Origin of the sequence: Aeromonas sp. Y293-4, from assembly GCF_027705905.1 — a bacterium.
In the GTDB taxonomy this organism is placed as follows: Bacteria; Pseudomonadota; Gammaproteobacteria; order Enterobacterales; family Aeromonadaceae; genus Aeromonas; species Aeromonas veronii.
The window spans coordinates 1-13,057 of record NZ_JAPDCI010000015.1; the positions used below are offsets into that span (position 1 = coordinate 1).

Sequence of the window (13,057 nt, forward strand, 5' to 3'; positions counted from 1 at the left end):
TTAGCGACTAATCAGATCGCACAAACTGGACTGAGTTCCCTTCCTCCGGTGATCTACTATTCGGAACAGCTATTTAGAGCTTATCTGACCCCATACAAGACAGATTTTTGTGTTAAGCAGTTTCTCCAAGTGCCTTTGCATCGGTCAGATAGGAGCTACAACGCAGTCAATTGCCACAACCTATGTGGTTGACATTTAATTAATTTCCTATATAAAAGTACGATAAGTCTCATAGCAATTACCTGAGACAATTATGTAGCTTTTATTTCGGTAAAAAATGCGTAAGCTATTGAAATTGAAGGTTATATTTGTGCTGTGATGTACGAGAATGAGGGTTCGAATCCCTCCCTCACCGCCACATTGCAAAGCCCTGATGGAAGCATCAGGGCTTTTGTTTTATGGCGCAATCCCGAGCGGTTGTCAGCATAGGACTGCAAATCCTCATTGTTGATAGCCCAGCATCTGGCTGAACCGCTTGGGCAATCGCAGTGAAATGCCTCGGTGACCTTGACGCCACGGCCAACCCATTGGTCGATCCTTTTAAAGTTTCCGCCCAATTCAGTAAAAGGGCCTCTCGAAAGAGAGGCCCTTTTCATTGCTCGCTGATTTGCCCTGCTCGGTACTTAAAAGGCATTCCGTAGTGATACGGATTAATGCTCCACAGTCAGCGGATCCGAGGGCAGGTTCAGATGCTTGGTGATGGCCTGATAGAGCTGGGGGTAGTTATCGTCAAAATGGTGTCCTCCCGGCAGGGTGACGCTGGTGACGTTGGGCTGGTTGAGACGGGGGCAGAGGCGGTCGCCGTCATCGTCATCGGCTCCTTGCAGGCAGAGCATCGGCAGGTCGCGGATGGTCTTCACCTGCGGTTCGGTCGGGTAGCTGCGGGTCTTGTGGGTCAGCATGTCGCTGACGTGGATCTCGAAGTCCGAGCTGGTGGAGGGGGAGAGCATCACGGCCCCGACCAGCCCTTGACGATAGTGCTCCGGCAACCGGTTGATGACGAAGGGGGCAATCTCGGCACCAAACGAGAAGCCGACCAGCAGCCAGCGGGGGCGCTGCCAGCGGGCTTGATAATCGTCGAGGATCCGCTCCAGATCGGCGGTCACCTGCTCCGGGGTTTTCTTCTTCCAGTAGTAGGTGAGGGAGCTCCAGCCCACGACCGGCATGCCGTGCAGCTGAAACTGGGCGCTCAACCCCTTGTCGAGGGCCGCCCAGCCGCCATCGCCGCTGAGAAACACCACCATGGGGGCGTCGGATGGCTGCTTGACCGGCAGCTCAATCAGGCTCAGGTCATCCTTGACCGGGGCGGCATGCGCCGCAAAAGATGAAACGGGCAGTACGAGACTGAGTAACAGCAAAATCAGGGCTCTCATTGGCCATGCTCCTATTTCTTGATCAGCCCCAACGGGCCGCGGCTAATCAGGGTGATCAGGTGAGTCAGGGTTCTGGGCAGTACCAGCTTGCTGCTGCAGAGCAGGTAGCGGGGTTCCCAGCGGGGCGAAAATTTCTCCTTGTAGCGTCTGAGCCCCTGAAAGTTGTAAAAACGGCTGCCACGGATGAACAGGGTATTGCCAAGGCGGGCCCAGTAGCTGTTGAGCGGGTGATCGTTGAAGCCGGACATGGGGGCCATCCCCAGATTGAAGCTGGCGTACCCTTGCGCCTTGCCCCACAGCAGCAGTTCGACAAAGAGAAAATCCATGATGGGGGCAGTGCCGGTATCCAGGCTGTAGCGCATCAGATCGATGGAGAGCATCTCCTTGCTATCGCTCACCCAGAGGTTGGCAAAGCCGACGATCTGCCCCTCGTGCCATACCAGCGCAGCCGGGCTCAAAGTCAGGTAGTCAGGCTCGAAACGGCCGACCGAGAAGCCCTTCTCCTTGCCCATCTTGCTCTGCAGCCAGGTATCGGAGACGGTCTGCAATCTGGGCAGCAGGGGGGCCACGGCACTTGCCTCGACCACCTCGAAGGTCAACCCTTCCCGCTTGCCCTTGGCGTGGCTCTGGCGCAGGTTGCGCAGCCGGCTGCCTGCCAGATCGAAGGTGGCCAGATCGACCATCGCCTCTTCACCAAGCTTGAAGGGGATCAGCCCCAGCTCCAGATAGAGCGGAAGATAGCGGGCCGAGACCTGATAAAAGACCGGGTTGGCGTCGTGCTCGTCGCAGCGCTCGCGAAATTGCCAGAGCAGTTCTTCGATCTGCTCGGGGCGACCGACGGGATCCCCCATCACAATCCAGCTGTTGCCCTCGATGCCATACATCAGGAAGGCGTCACCGGCGGGGTGGAACAGCAGGGACTTGTCCTGCAACTGGGCCAGATAGCCGTGGATCCCCCCTTCACGCACCACCAGTTCGTGGGCGCGCGCCAGCGTCTCCTTGTCCGGCTTTTCACCGACCATGCGCAGCGGTGCAAGCAATTGGGCAACTCCGGCCACGGCCAGCACGGCCACCACGCTCCCCATGGCGCGCAGGCCGCGGGCAGCCCCGCCGTGGGGCGAGAAGTGGAACCAGAGGGCGTGGTCATACTCCACCTGACGATAGGAGAAGAGCAGCAGCCACAGCGCCCCCAGCAGCACGGCGCCGACTGAAATGAGCCAGCCCGGGGTGTACTGGGGATAGAGCAGTGACCCCTTGCGATAGAAGAGGGAACGGCAAGGGGTCATGATGAGCAGGAAGCTGCCAAGCAGCAGGGCTGACTCCCAGTCTCCCCCCTTGAGCAGGGAGAAGGCGATACCCAGAGCCAGCAGCAGCTGGGTGATGCGAAACGCGGCGTCGTGACGGCGATAGAGGCTGCGAGCCAGCAGGATCAGGAGGATACCGCTCACGCTGCCGAGCACGTGGGAGAGCTCGAGCAGATGGAGCGGCAACACCTGCAGCCACACTTCGATGTGGCTGCGCATGGTCGGGATCATCCCCGAGCAGAGCAGTAGGCTGCCAGCGGCGAAGGTGCCCATGCTGATAAGGGCGGGCAGAAATTCGCGTACTGCGCTCATCAGCCCTTGTAGCCGCTGCCAGCGCGCTTTTTGTTGCAGCATCTCCTGACTGGTAAAGAGCAGCAGGGCACAGAGAAAGGGAAGCAGATAATAGATGCAGCGATAGAGCAGCAGCGAGGCGAGCAGATTGTCGGTTGGCAGGTAGTGGGCCAGCAGCAGGCTCATGCTCGCTTCGAACACGCCGATCCCACCCGGCACGTGGGCCAGTACCCCGAGGAAGCTGGCCAGCACGAAGGCACTGAGCAGCACGGGGTAGGGGACGCTATCGGCGGGTAACAGCACAAACAGCACGGCGGCGGCGGCCATCCAGTCCGCCAGCGCGACCAGCAGCTGCAGCAGGCGTACCTTTATCCCGGGCAGGATCAGGCTGTGTTCGCGCCAGGAGAGACGTGGGGCGGGCCAGCAGAGGTAGCTGGCCACCAACAGCAGAGCCATGACGCCCGCCAGCCTGAGTAGAGTATCTGCCCATTGCGGCCAGTCAGGCAGCAGCTGTGATACATCGCAGGTCAGTAGGGCACCACCTCCCCACGCCAACAGGCCGAGGAAGAAGGTGATGGAGCAGAACAGCACCACGCGGGCCACTTCCCCGGTGGCGAGCCCCAGTGCAGAGTAGAGGCGATAGCGTACCGAGGTGCCGGTCAGCAGGGCAAATCCCAGGGTGTTGGAGAAGGTGTAGGCGATAAAGGAGGTGATGCTGACCTGTTGCCAGGGAAGGCGCTTGCCCAGCGCATGGAGCGCCAGCATGTCATAGCTGCAGAGGCAACCATAACTGAGCAGGGTAAGCAACAGGGCGCCCGCCAGTCGCGGCAGGGGTTGGGACCAGATGGCCACACGAATATCGTGCCAGTGCCATGTCTGGGTCAGGTGATACAGCACGGTCAGTGCTGTGCCGAGCAGCAGCAAGCTGCACACGGGGCCGAGCCATTTAAGCAGATGACGCCACATGCCATGTTCCTGTGGTCATTGACCGTGTCCCGCAAAGGGGGAGCCGGGTCGTGGATCCGGTTTGGACGAGGGAGGCGCTCGCCAGGAAAATTTCGGGAAGAGATGGAAAGGGAGGCGTCAGCCTCCCTCTATGTTATCCAGTGACCGGTTGGATCACTTGGTTTTCGGCGCGACTTTGACGGCTGGGGTCTTGGCGTGGGTGGTTTTATGGTGTTTTTTCACCACCTTGGTCTGGGTCGCCTGCGGTGTGGCTGTCTTGGTCGGAGTGGCCGCCATGGTGAAACCGGAAGTGAGGGCGAAGACGGCTGCCAGGGTCAGGGGAATGATCTTTTTCATGTTCAATTTCCTTATTCGGGTTGATGTTATGGAGCGTTCTCCATGACAGTCATCCTATGACGGTTGTTACGGCCCTTCAGTGAGCGGTTGGTGACGGTTTGTATCCAAATGTACAGGCAGGGTGAGGCAGAAGCGGGCGCCGTGGTCACTGGCCAGCAGCGCCACATCCCCCCCGTGATGACGGGCAATGCTGCGCACGATGGCCAGCCCCAGTCCGGTGCCGCCGGTGCGACGATCCCGGCTCTGATCAAGGCGCACGAATGGTTCGAAGATCTGGGGCGCCAGCGCGGGCTCGATCCCCGGTCCATCGTCGTTCACCTCAAGCAGATAGTTCTCCTGCAGCCGCGAGATGGAGAGGGTAACCTCGCTCTCGGCGTAGCGCAGAGCATTGCCGATGAGGTTCTCCACTGCGCGCGTCAGCAGACGCTGATCGCCGCACCAGGGCATGTGGCGTGGCGGCAGATCGAGGGTGAGCCTCTTCTCGGGTGACAGCGCCTGCCAGTCACCAAGATGCGCTTGTGCCCAGTTGCTGAGCTCCAGCTCGTCCCGCTGCAACGGCAGCTCCGGCCTGTCCAGCTTGGCGTAGGTGAGCATCTCTTCGATCAGAGCGTCCAGCGCTCCCAGATCTCGCTCCAGCGCCTGCTGCTCCTGCTCGGCAGGGGCAGGATCGAGCATGGCAAGCCGATAGCGCAACCGGACCAGCGGGGTGCGCAACTCGTGGGCGATGGCATCGGTCAGTTGCTTGCGGCTGGCAATCATGGCCTGCAATTGGGTCGCCATTTGATCGAAGGTGCGTCCCACCCGGGCCAGACTGCTGCCCGGTGGCAGATTGGTTCGGCAGGAGAGATCCCCATCACCTACGCGACGTGCGGTTTGCTCCAACTGTTGCAAGCCGCGCCAGTGGGGACGCAGCCACAGAAGGATGGGTAGGCCGAGAGAGAGGCCGATCACCAGCAGCAGTCCCACATCGACCCAGTGCAGCTCGTGCAGGTAGGAGAGGTAGGGTACAGGGCCGACAATCAGCACCCGGTCGGTATCGGGGATGCGCTGCAGGAAGGTGTCATCCTCCTCGACGATGACAATGTTGCCAGCAGCCAGAAAGGCCTGATCCTCGCTGGCCAGGGGCTGGCGCACCAGCTCGCCGATCTTGAGGGGGAGGGTAAACTGACTGCTTTGCTCGGCCAGCCGATCGGGCCAGCGCTCTGGCGGGGTTCTTGCCAACTCGCCGGTCAACAGGCCAAGAGAGCCCTGCATCATGCGTTCGAGATAGCGATCACCCGCCCGTTCGGCGGTCACCTGATAGACCATACCCACCAGCAGGATGGCGAGGGTGAAGCAGCCGATCAGCAACAGATAGAACTGGATAAAGAGACGGCGCATGGCGGTGCTCCCGAAAGAGGGTTATTCCCAGGCGTGGGGGACGAAGAGGTAGCCTTTCTGGCGCACCGTCTTGATCCGGGTCGGGTGGTCGGGGTTATCACCCAGTTTGCGGCGCAGGCGGGAGATGGCCACATCCATGCTGCGATCCTGACCGTCGTACTCCCGGCCGCGCAAGCTGCGAAAGAGGGCTTCCCGACTCAAGATTTGGCCCGCGTGGCAGGCGAGCTCCCACAGCAGATCAAAGTCGGCGGTCGATAGGGCAACGCTCTTGCCATTGAGCCGCACATCTCGCCCCGGGCCATCCACCCGCAGCCGACCAAATTGCAGTTGCTGGGGAACGCTGCTGGTGGCGGCCGGTTGGGTTGATGCTTGCTGGTGCTGGCGAAATTGCACCCGAAGTCGGGCCAGCAGCACCGGTGGTGGTGTCGTTTTGAGGATGTAGTCGTTGGCGCCCAGCTCCAGACTCAGGATCTGGTTCATGTCGCTATCAAGCGAGGTGAGCATTACGATGGGGCCGTCGAAGCGTGGCCGAAGATCCCGACAGAGGGACATGCCATCTTGCCCCGGCAACATGATATCGAGCAGCACCAGATCGGGCTGTTCGGCCTCTACCCGGGCCAGTGCCATATCTCCTCTGGGCTCGAGGATCACGTCCATATCGTGGCGACCGAGCCAACTGCTGATGAGCTGGCCAATCTCGGGATCATCTTCGACAAAAAGAATGCGTTGCATAGAAAAGCTCCAACGGAAAGCAGGAGAAAAGAAGAGCGATCAGCATATCAATGGCGCTTGGGAAATACAGAAAAAGAACCGGGCAGGCTGATGTGCGGGGGAGTGTGGCTGTGTATCGACGGGGAGCGCGAAGCGTGACAAATGGGCGGAGCCGCGTTTATCGATCAGGAGGATGATTGCCTTGCAGACAAGGCAAGGCGCTGCCTGGCACAAAACAAAAAACCGGCCAAGGCCGGTTTTTCGCGGAGCAGACCAGAAGGTCACTGCACCAAGTCGATGGACACCACCTTGCGGCGATTATCGACAGAATAATGGGGTGGCTGATGGGGCTCGAACCCACGACAACCGGAATCACAATCCGGGACTCTACCAACTGAGCTACAGCCACCACTGAAATTTTTCATCAACGCTCGCCAATCCAAAAGGAAAGGGGAACATCAATGGCGCGCCCTGCAGGATTCGAACCTGCGACCCACGGCTTAGAAGGCCGTTGCTCTATCCAACTGAGCTAAGGGCGCTTTGTATCAACACGTCTTGACGACGAGTCGATGAACATGGTCGGTGATAAAGGATTCGAACCTTTGACCCTCTGGTCCCAAACCAGATGCGCTACCGGACTGCGCTAATCACCGAAAGTCCCTAACCAGCATATCGACAAGAGTCGTACTGGGCAACGGGCGGGCATCATAGCCAAGCGTAAGGGCCGGCGTCAACGACTTTTTCCCCCAGTAAATTCAAGTGCCTACTTATTGCCCGCTACAGGTCTGGCGTGCGTCTGCCGCTAACATCCCGGCTAAAAAAATGCGACAATGCGCGGCAGTTGAACACATGGTGAGTGGAGAACGATGTCTGCCAAAATCATAGATGGAAAACAGGTTGCGCAAACGATTCGCAGCCAGGTCGCGGCGCAAGTCCAACAGCGGTTGGCGGCAGGGAAACGGGCTCCAGGGCTGGCAGTTATTCTGGTGGGGGCGGATCCCGCCTCTCAGGTCTATGTCGGCAGCAAACGTCGGGCGTGCGAGGAGGTGGGTTTTCTCTCCCGCTCCTATGATCTGAGTGCAACCGCCAGTCAGGAAGAGCTGCTAGCGCTGATTGATCAGCTGAATGCGGATAGCCACGTAGATGGCATTCTGGTTCAGCTGCCGTTGCCGGATCACTTTGATACCACTCAGGTGCTGGAGCGGATCCAGCCTGACAAGGATGTAGATGGATTCCACCCGTATAACGTCGGCCGTCTGGCCCAACGTATTCCGGCGCTGCGCCCCTGCACTCCGAAAGGGATCATGACGCTGATCGAGACCACCGGCGTGAAGACGCACGGTCTGCATGCTGTCGTGGTGGGAGCGTCCAACATAGTGGGGCGTCCTATGACCCTCGAATTGTTGCTGGCGGGCTGCACAACCACGACCTGCCATCGTTTTACGCGGGATCTGGAAGAGCAGGTACGCCGTGCCGATCTGTTGGTTGTTGCGGTTGGCAAGCCCAACTTCATTCCTGGGGAGTGGATCAAACCGGGGGCACTGGTGATCGATGTGGGCATCAACCGTCTGGCTGATGGCTCGCTGGTCGGGGATGTAGAGTTTGAGACGGCGCGCAGCCATGCCGCCTTCATTACCCCGGTACCCGGTGGCGTGGGCCCGATGACGGTCGCCAGCCTGATGGAAAATACCCTGATCGCCTGTAGTGAATATCACGACTGATCATGGCTGGTGATAACCCTGTGATCCCGTGAGGAGGCAGGATTCGCCAGAAATCTGACAATAAAAAACCGGTTGCTCAGAGAGGAACCGGTTTTTTATTTATCCAACGGGCGTTATTTACATATTTTGTGCTTCGTTTGGCACAATCACAGAGGCGTGATTTCCTTTCGGCCCCTGTTGCAGTTCAAAATTGACAGCCTGACCCGCTTTCAGGGTCTTGTAGCCCTCCATTTGAATCGTGGAGTAGTGAGCGAAGATATCCTCACCGCCCCCTTCCGGACAGATAAACCCAAATCCTTTTGCGTTGTTAAACCACTTAACTGTGCCGGTTGCCATACTTCTACATCCTTTTATTGATTACCCAGAAGTCGTTGAGTAACCTGCGCCAGCCCTTTATAACTAGGGACATGAGCCCATAGCAGACGGGCACAGATTAGCAAGTAACCAATCTAGTCTAACTTTTGAGCGAGTCAAGGAGTTGTTAACAACTGATGTGATCTGGTTAACAAGTCTATTGACAACCTTGTGTTAGACGGTAGTAATCTAGAGGTACCAAAGCGCGATTATGAGCAAGCAGAAAGAACTCTTTGCTAATGAAGAGATTGCAGAAGCAGAGAAAACAAAGCTGCAGCCGCCACCCATGTATAAGGTTGTGTTGAACAACGATGACTACACGCCCATGGAGTTTGTGGTGGAGGTGCTGCAAAAGTTCTTTGGTATGGATTTGGACAAGGCGACTCAGGTCATGCTGAGTGTGCATTATAGTGGTAAGGGTGTCTGCGGCATGTTTACCGCAGAGATCGCCGAAACCAAGGTTGTCCAGGTCAACACCTATGCACGTAACAACGAACATCCACTGCTCTGTACTATGGAAAAGGCTTGAATCTGATGACTTGATGGCGAGTGTGACACCACATTGTAGCTGTACTAGGGGAGGTGCCTATGTTGAATAAAGATCTAGAAAAGACGCTGAACGAGGCTTTCAAACTGGCCCGTGACGAGCGCCACGAATTCATGACCGTCGAGCACCTGTTGTTAGCCCTTCTGGATAACAGTTCAGCCCATGAGGCGCTGAGCTCCTGTGGTGCCGATGTTGAGCAGATGCGCAAGGAGATCCGCGCATTCATCACCCAAACTACTCCGCTCATACCGCGCGATGATGAAGATCGTGAAACCCAGCCGACACTGGGCTTCCAGCGCGTGTTGCAGCGTGCCGTCTTCCATGTGCAATCCTCCGGCAATACCGAAGTCAGCGGCGCCAACGTGCTAGTCGCTATCTTCAGTGAGCAGGAGTCACAAGCTGCCTATTTCCTGAAAAAAGCCGAGATCAGCCGTCTCGACGTCGTCAATTTCCTCTCCCACGGGGTGCGCAAGGACAGCAAGCCTGATCTCGGCAGTAATAACAATCCCGAGTCTGATGATGATGTCTCGGCCGCACAGATCGAGAGCTTTGCCACCAACCTGAACCAGCTGGTGCTGGAAGGGCGCATCGATCCGCTGATTGGCCGTGATCAGGAGCTCAATCGTACCATTCAGGTGCTCTGCCGTCGTCGCAAGAACAACCCGCTGCTGGTGGGTGAAGCGGGTGTGGGCAAAACCGCTATTGCCGAAGGTTTGGCCTATCGCATCGTCAAGGGGGATGTCCCCGAGGTGATTGCGGGCAGTACCATCTATTCGCTGGATATGGGTTCTCTGCTGGCGGGCACCAAGTACCGTGGTGATTTCGAGAAGCGCCTCAAGGTACTGCTCAAGCAGATTGAGCGTCAGGAAGGGGCCATCCTCTTTATCGACGAGATCCATACCATCATCGGTGCCGGTGCGGCATCCGGTGGTCAGCTGGATGCAGCCAACCTGATCAAGCCGCTGCTCTCCAATGGTTTGCTCCGCTGTGTGGGATCCACCACTTATCAGGAGTACGCCCAGATCTTCGAGAAAGACCGTGCGCTGGCCCGTCGCTTCCAGAAGATCGATATTGTCGAGCCGACTATCGATGACACCACTCGCATCCTGATGGGCCTCAAGAGTCGCTATGAAGCTCACCACGGCGTGCGCTATACCGCCAAGGCGATCCGGGCAGCTGCCGAGCTCTCTGCCAAGTACATCAATGATCGTCACTTGCCCGACAAGGCGATCGACGTGATCGACGAAGCGGGTGCCGGTCAGCGGTTGCTGCCGGCGAGCAAGCGCAAGAAAGTGATCAATGTGCAGGAAATTGAGTCCATCGTAGCCAAGATCGCCCGCATTCCGGAGAAATCAGTTTCTTCCTCGGATAAAGAGGTGCTGAAGAACCTGGAGCGCAATCTGAAGATGGTGGTCTTTGGTCAGGATAAAGCCATCGAGGTGCTGACCGATGCGATTCGCCTCTCTCGTTCAGGACTTGGCAACGAGCGTCGCCCGGTTGGTTGCTTCCTGTTTGCCGGTCCTACCGGTGTTGGCAAAACAGAGGTGACCCAGCAGTTGGGCAAGGCATTGGGTGTCGAGATGCTGCGTTTTGATATGTCCGAGTACATGGAACGTCACACCGTCTCACGTCTGATTGGTGCGCCTCCTGGCTACGTTGGTTTTGAGCAGGGTGGTCTGCTGACCGATGCGGTGATCAAGCATCCTCACTCGGTAGTGTTGCTCGACGAGATTGAGAAGGCTCACCCGGATGTGTTCAACCTGTTGTTGCAGGTGATGGACAACGGAACCCTGACCGATAACAACGGGCGCAAGGCAGATTTCCGTAATGTGATCCTGGTAATGACCACCAACGCCGGTGTGCAGGAGACCCAGCGCAAATCGATTGGCTTCCAGCAACAGGATTTGAGCCACGATGCCATGGCGGTGATCAACAAGACCTTCAGTCCGGAGTTTCGTAACCGGCTTGATCACACCATCTGGTTCAACCATCTGGATATGACGGTGATCCATCAGGTGGTCGACAAGTTCATTGTCGAATTACAGGTTCAACTGGATGCGAAGGGTGTTTCTCTCGAGGTGTCCGAGCGTGCCCGCCACTGGTTGGCGGAGAAGGGGTATGACAGAGCCATGGGCGCCAGACCGATGGGTCGGGTAATCCAGGAGCACCTCAAGAAACCCCTGGCCAACGAGATCCTGTTCGGCTCACTGGTTGACGGGGGAATTGTGAAGGTTGAGTTGGTAAATGACAGCCTCAGCTTTGATTTTCAGGTCAATGTTGAAGCTGTTTCCCACTAAGCGTCAGTGATCAGAAAACGACAAAAAACCCCAACCGAAAGGTTGGGGTTTTTTGCTGAATTCCTGGCTTAGCGAGAGCGGAAAACAATACGTCCCTTGGAGAGATCGTAGGGAGTCAGTGCTACCGTTACTTTGTCTCCAGTCAGGATACGAATGTAGTTTTTGCGCATCTTGCCTGAAATATGAGCGATAACCACGTGACCATTCTCCAGTTCCACACGGAACATGGTATTGGGCAGGGTCTCGAGAATAGTGCCCTGCATCTCAATACTGTCTTCTTTAGCCATTGAATCCTCTTGATAAGCCACAACAAAAAACCGCTGGATCATGCCGGATTTAAGGCTATGTGTAAAGTTTACTCGGGCTTGGTGTCGATATTTTTCCATTCCCCCTGAATTAACAGCTCATGAGGGAGGTAATTGCGTTTGTAATTCATCTTGCGACACGCCTCTACCAGATAGCCAAGATAGAGCCAGCTTCGCCCGGTTCGCCTGGCCAGATCGAGCTGGCAGAGGATGGCAAAGGTGCCCAGGGAGCGATCGGCATAATCGGGGTCGAAGAAGGTGTACATGGCGCTCAAGGAGTGGGGTAGCAGGTCTGTGGTGGCCACGCCGATAAGACGGCCCTCCTTGCGCATTTCCAGATAGAGTGGCGGCATCCAGTCACAATGGAGAAACCCGCGATACTGGCTGCGGTTGGGGGGATACATGCTGCCATCGTGATGGCGTTCGCGGATATAGCGTTCGTAGAGCAGGTAATACTCGGGTTTGTCATCGTAGCTCAGGACGATCTCGATATCCCTGTTGAGCTGACGGATCCGCTTCTGGCCGCGGCTGGGACGAAAGTGTTCACTGTGAATACGAAGGGACTGGCAGGCATGGCACGCCGGGCAGTGGGGGCGATAGATGTCGTTGCCACTGCGGCGAAAACCGGCAGTCAACAATCGCTCGTAACCGTTGGCGTTGAGCAGATTGTGATCCATCAGCACCAGCAACTGCTCCTGTTCATGGTCCAGATAACTGCAGGGATGCTTGGGAGTCAGCCCTACTTTGAGGATCACTTCTTCAGTCATAAGCTGATCTCCCCCTCTTGCCAGCAGGAAGCCAATAGTGGTTGATGGCCAAGGCGCGCCAGCTCAGCCAGAAAACGGGCCCGTGGCCACTCCTCGATACCCAGGGTCGCCAGAAACGGGTTCTGCATCTGGCAATCGATGAGGGCGCCGTGATGGCGGGCGAAGTGGCGACAGAGTGCCACCATGGCAAGTTTGGCGCCGTTATCAATCCGGCTGAACATGGATTCACCGCAAAACAGTCGGCCGATAGATAGGCCATACAGTCCCGCTTGCAGCTCTCCCTCCTGCCAGATCTCGATAGAGTGTGCATGACCCAGCCGATGCAACTGCTGGTAGGCTTCGATCATGGGCTGGCTGATCCAGGTGCCATCGGCAGTGCGACGAGGGGCGGCACAGGCAGTAATTACTTCATTAAAGGCGCGATTGACAGAAATATCGAATGGGGTACGGCGGATAATCTTCTGCAGTGTCCGCCCCACATGGAGTTGGTCGGGACGGATCACCCCGCGGGGATCCGGTGACCACCACAGGGTCGGCTGGTGGGGTTCATTCCACGGGAAGATCCCCTTGTGATAAGCTGCCAGCAATCTGGCAGGGGAGAGATCCCCGCCGATCGCCAGCAAGCCGTTGGGCTCTTCCAGCGCATGGCCGGGGTCGGGAAACCAGCAAAGCTCATCATCCAGTTGGGTAAGATAGCGAGACATA

The 13,057-nt window shown here is 57.3% G+C and carries 12 protein-coding genes, 3 tRNA genes and 1 pseudogene; 4 read left to right on the forward strand and 12 right to left on the reverse strand.

Annotated elements, in window-relative coordinates; all coding sequences use genetic code 11:
- Positions 1-255: 255 nt before the first annotated feature.
- Positions 256-358 (forward strand): annotated as a pseudogene (locus OKC31_RS15925).
- Between the two features lie 292 nt (positions 359-650).
- Here OKC31_RS15925 and OKC31_RS15930 read toward each other — a convergent pair.
- From OKC31_RS15930 to OKC31_RS15965, 8 genes are all read right to left on the reverse strand, one after another.
- A complete protein-coding gene (locus OKC31_RS15930) occupies positions 651-1,373 on the reverse strand; it encodes an AcvB/VirJ family lysyl-phosphatidylglycerol hydrolase (protein WP_270657161.1) in 723 nt (240 codons plus the stop codon).
- 11 nt (positions 1,374-1,384) lie between these two features.
- On the reverse strand, positions 1,385-3,934 hold the full coding sequence (mprF, locus tag OKC31_RS15935; RefSeq protein WP_270657162.1) for a bifunctional lysylphosphatidylglycerol flippase/synthetase MprF: 2,550 nt from the start codon (positions 3,932-3,934) through the stop codon (positions 1,385-1,387).
- A 153-nt stretch (positions 3,935-4,087) separates the two neighbouring features.
- Positions 4,088-4,270, reverse strand: coding sequence for a hypothetical protein (locus OKC31_RS15940; RefSeq protein WP_076494658.1), 183 nt, complete (start codon positions 4,268-4,270; stop codon positions 4,088-4,090).
- A 66-nt stretch (positions 4,271-4,336) separates the two neighbouring features.
- Positions 4,337-5,650, reverse strand: coding sequence for a two-component system sensor histidine kinase RstB (gene rstB, locus OKC31_RS15945; protein WP_247822646.1), 1,314 nt, complete (start codon positions 5,648-5,650; stop codon positions 4,337-4,339).
- Positions 5,651-5,671: 21 nt separating this feature from the next.
- On the reverse strand, positions 5,672-6,382 hold the full coding sequence (rstA, locus tag OKC31_RS15950; RefSeq protein WP_247822647.1) for a two-component system response regulator RstA: 711 nt from the start codon (positions 6,380-6,382) through the stop codon (positions 5,672-5,674).
- A 312-nt stretch (positions 6,383-6,694) separates the two neighbouring features.
- Positions 6,695-6,770 (reverse strand) — tRNA-His (locus tag OKC31_RS15955).
- A 53-nt stretch (positions 6,771-6,823) separates the two neighbouring features.
- Positions 6,824-6,900, reverse strand: a tRNA-Arg gene (locus OKC31_RS15960).
- 37 nt (positions 6,901-6,937) lie between these two features.
- Positions 6,938-7,014 (reverse strand) — tRNA-Pro (locus OKC31_RS15965).
- A 213-nt stretch (positions 7,015-7,227) separates the two neighbouring features.
- Between OKC31_RS15965 and folD the strand changes: the two genes are divergently transcribed.
- On the forward strand, positions 7,228-8,082 hold the full coding sequence (gene folD, locus OKC31_RS15970; RefSeq protein ID WP_064338144.1) for a bifunctional methylenetetrahydrofolate dehydrogenase/methenyltetrahydrofolate cyclohydrolase FolD: 855 nt from the start codon (positions 7,228-7,230) through the stop codon (positions 8,080-8,082).
- A 117-nt stretch (positions 8,083-8,199) separates the two neighbouring features.
- On the opposite strand, the gene cspD is transcribed toward folD, so the two are convergent.
- Complete coding sequence (gene cspD, locus OKC31_RS15975; protein WP_005300025.1) at positions 8,200-8,418, reverse strand: cold shock-like protein CspD; 219 nt, start codon at positions 8,416-8,418, stop codon at positions 8,200-8,202.
- Between the two features lie 229 nt (positions 8,419-8,647).
- Between cspD and clpS the strand changes: the two genes are divergently transcribed.
- Entirely contained in the window at positions 8,648-8,965 is a 318-nt protein-coding gene (gene clpS, locus OKC31_RS15980; RefSeq protein WP_005337111.1) for an ATP-dependent Clp protease adapter ClpS, read from the forward strand.
- A gap of 59 nt (positions 8,966-9,024) precedes the next feature.
- Positions 9,025-11,280, forward strand: coding sequence for an ATP-dependent Clp protease ATP-binding subunit ClpA (gene clpA / locus OKC31_RS15985; protein ID WP_005337110.1), 2,256 nt, complete (start codon positions 9,025-9,027; stop codon positions 11,278-11,280).
- Positions 11,281-11,348: 68 nt separating this feature from the next.
- Here the strand turns inward: clpA and infA are convergent, their stop codons facing one another.
- The 3 genes from infA to aat all read right to left on the reverse strand — a co-directional run bounded on the left by infA (position 11,349) and on the right by aat (position 13,056).
- Positions 11,349-11,567: a translation initiation factor IF-1 gene (infA, locus tag OKC31_RS15990; protein WP_005300033.1), complete on the reverse strand. Its 219-nt coding sequence runs from the start codon at positions 11,565-11,567 to the stop codon at positions 11,349-11,351.
- A gap of 68 nt (positions 11,568-11,635) precedes the next feature.
- Positions 11,636-12,352 carry an arginyltransferase gene (locus tag OKC31_RS15995; RefSeq protein WP_005351203.1) on the reverse strand — a complete coding sequence of 239 codons (717 nt, stop codon included), beginning with the start codon at positions 12,350-12,352 and terminating at the stop codon, positions 11,636-11,638.
- A complete protein-coding gene (gene aat, locus OKC31_RS16000) occupies positions 12,349-13,056 on the reverse strand; it encodes a leucyl/phenylalanyl-tRNA--protein transferase (protein WP_247822648.1) in 708 nt (235 codons plus the stop codon). The genes OKC31_RS15995 and aat overlap by 4 nt, the downstream gene beginning before the upstream one ends.
- Between the last annotated feature and the right edge of the window lies 1 nt (position 13,057).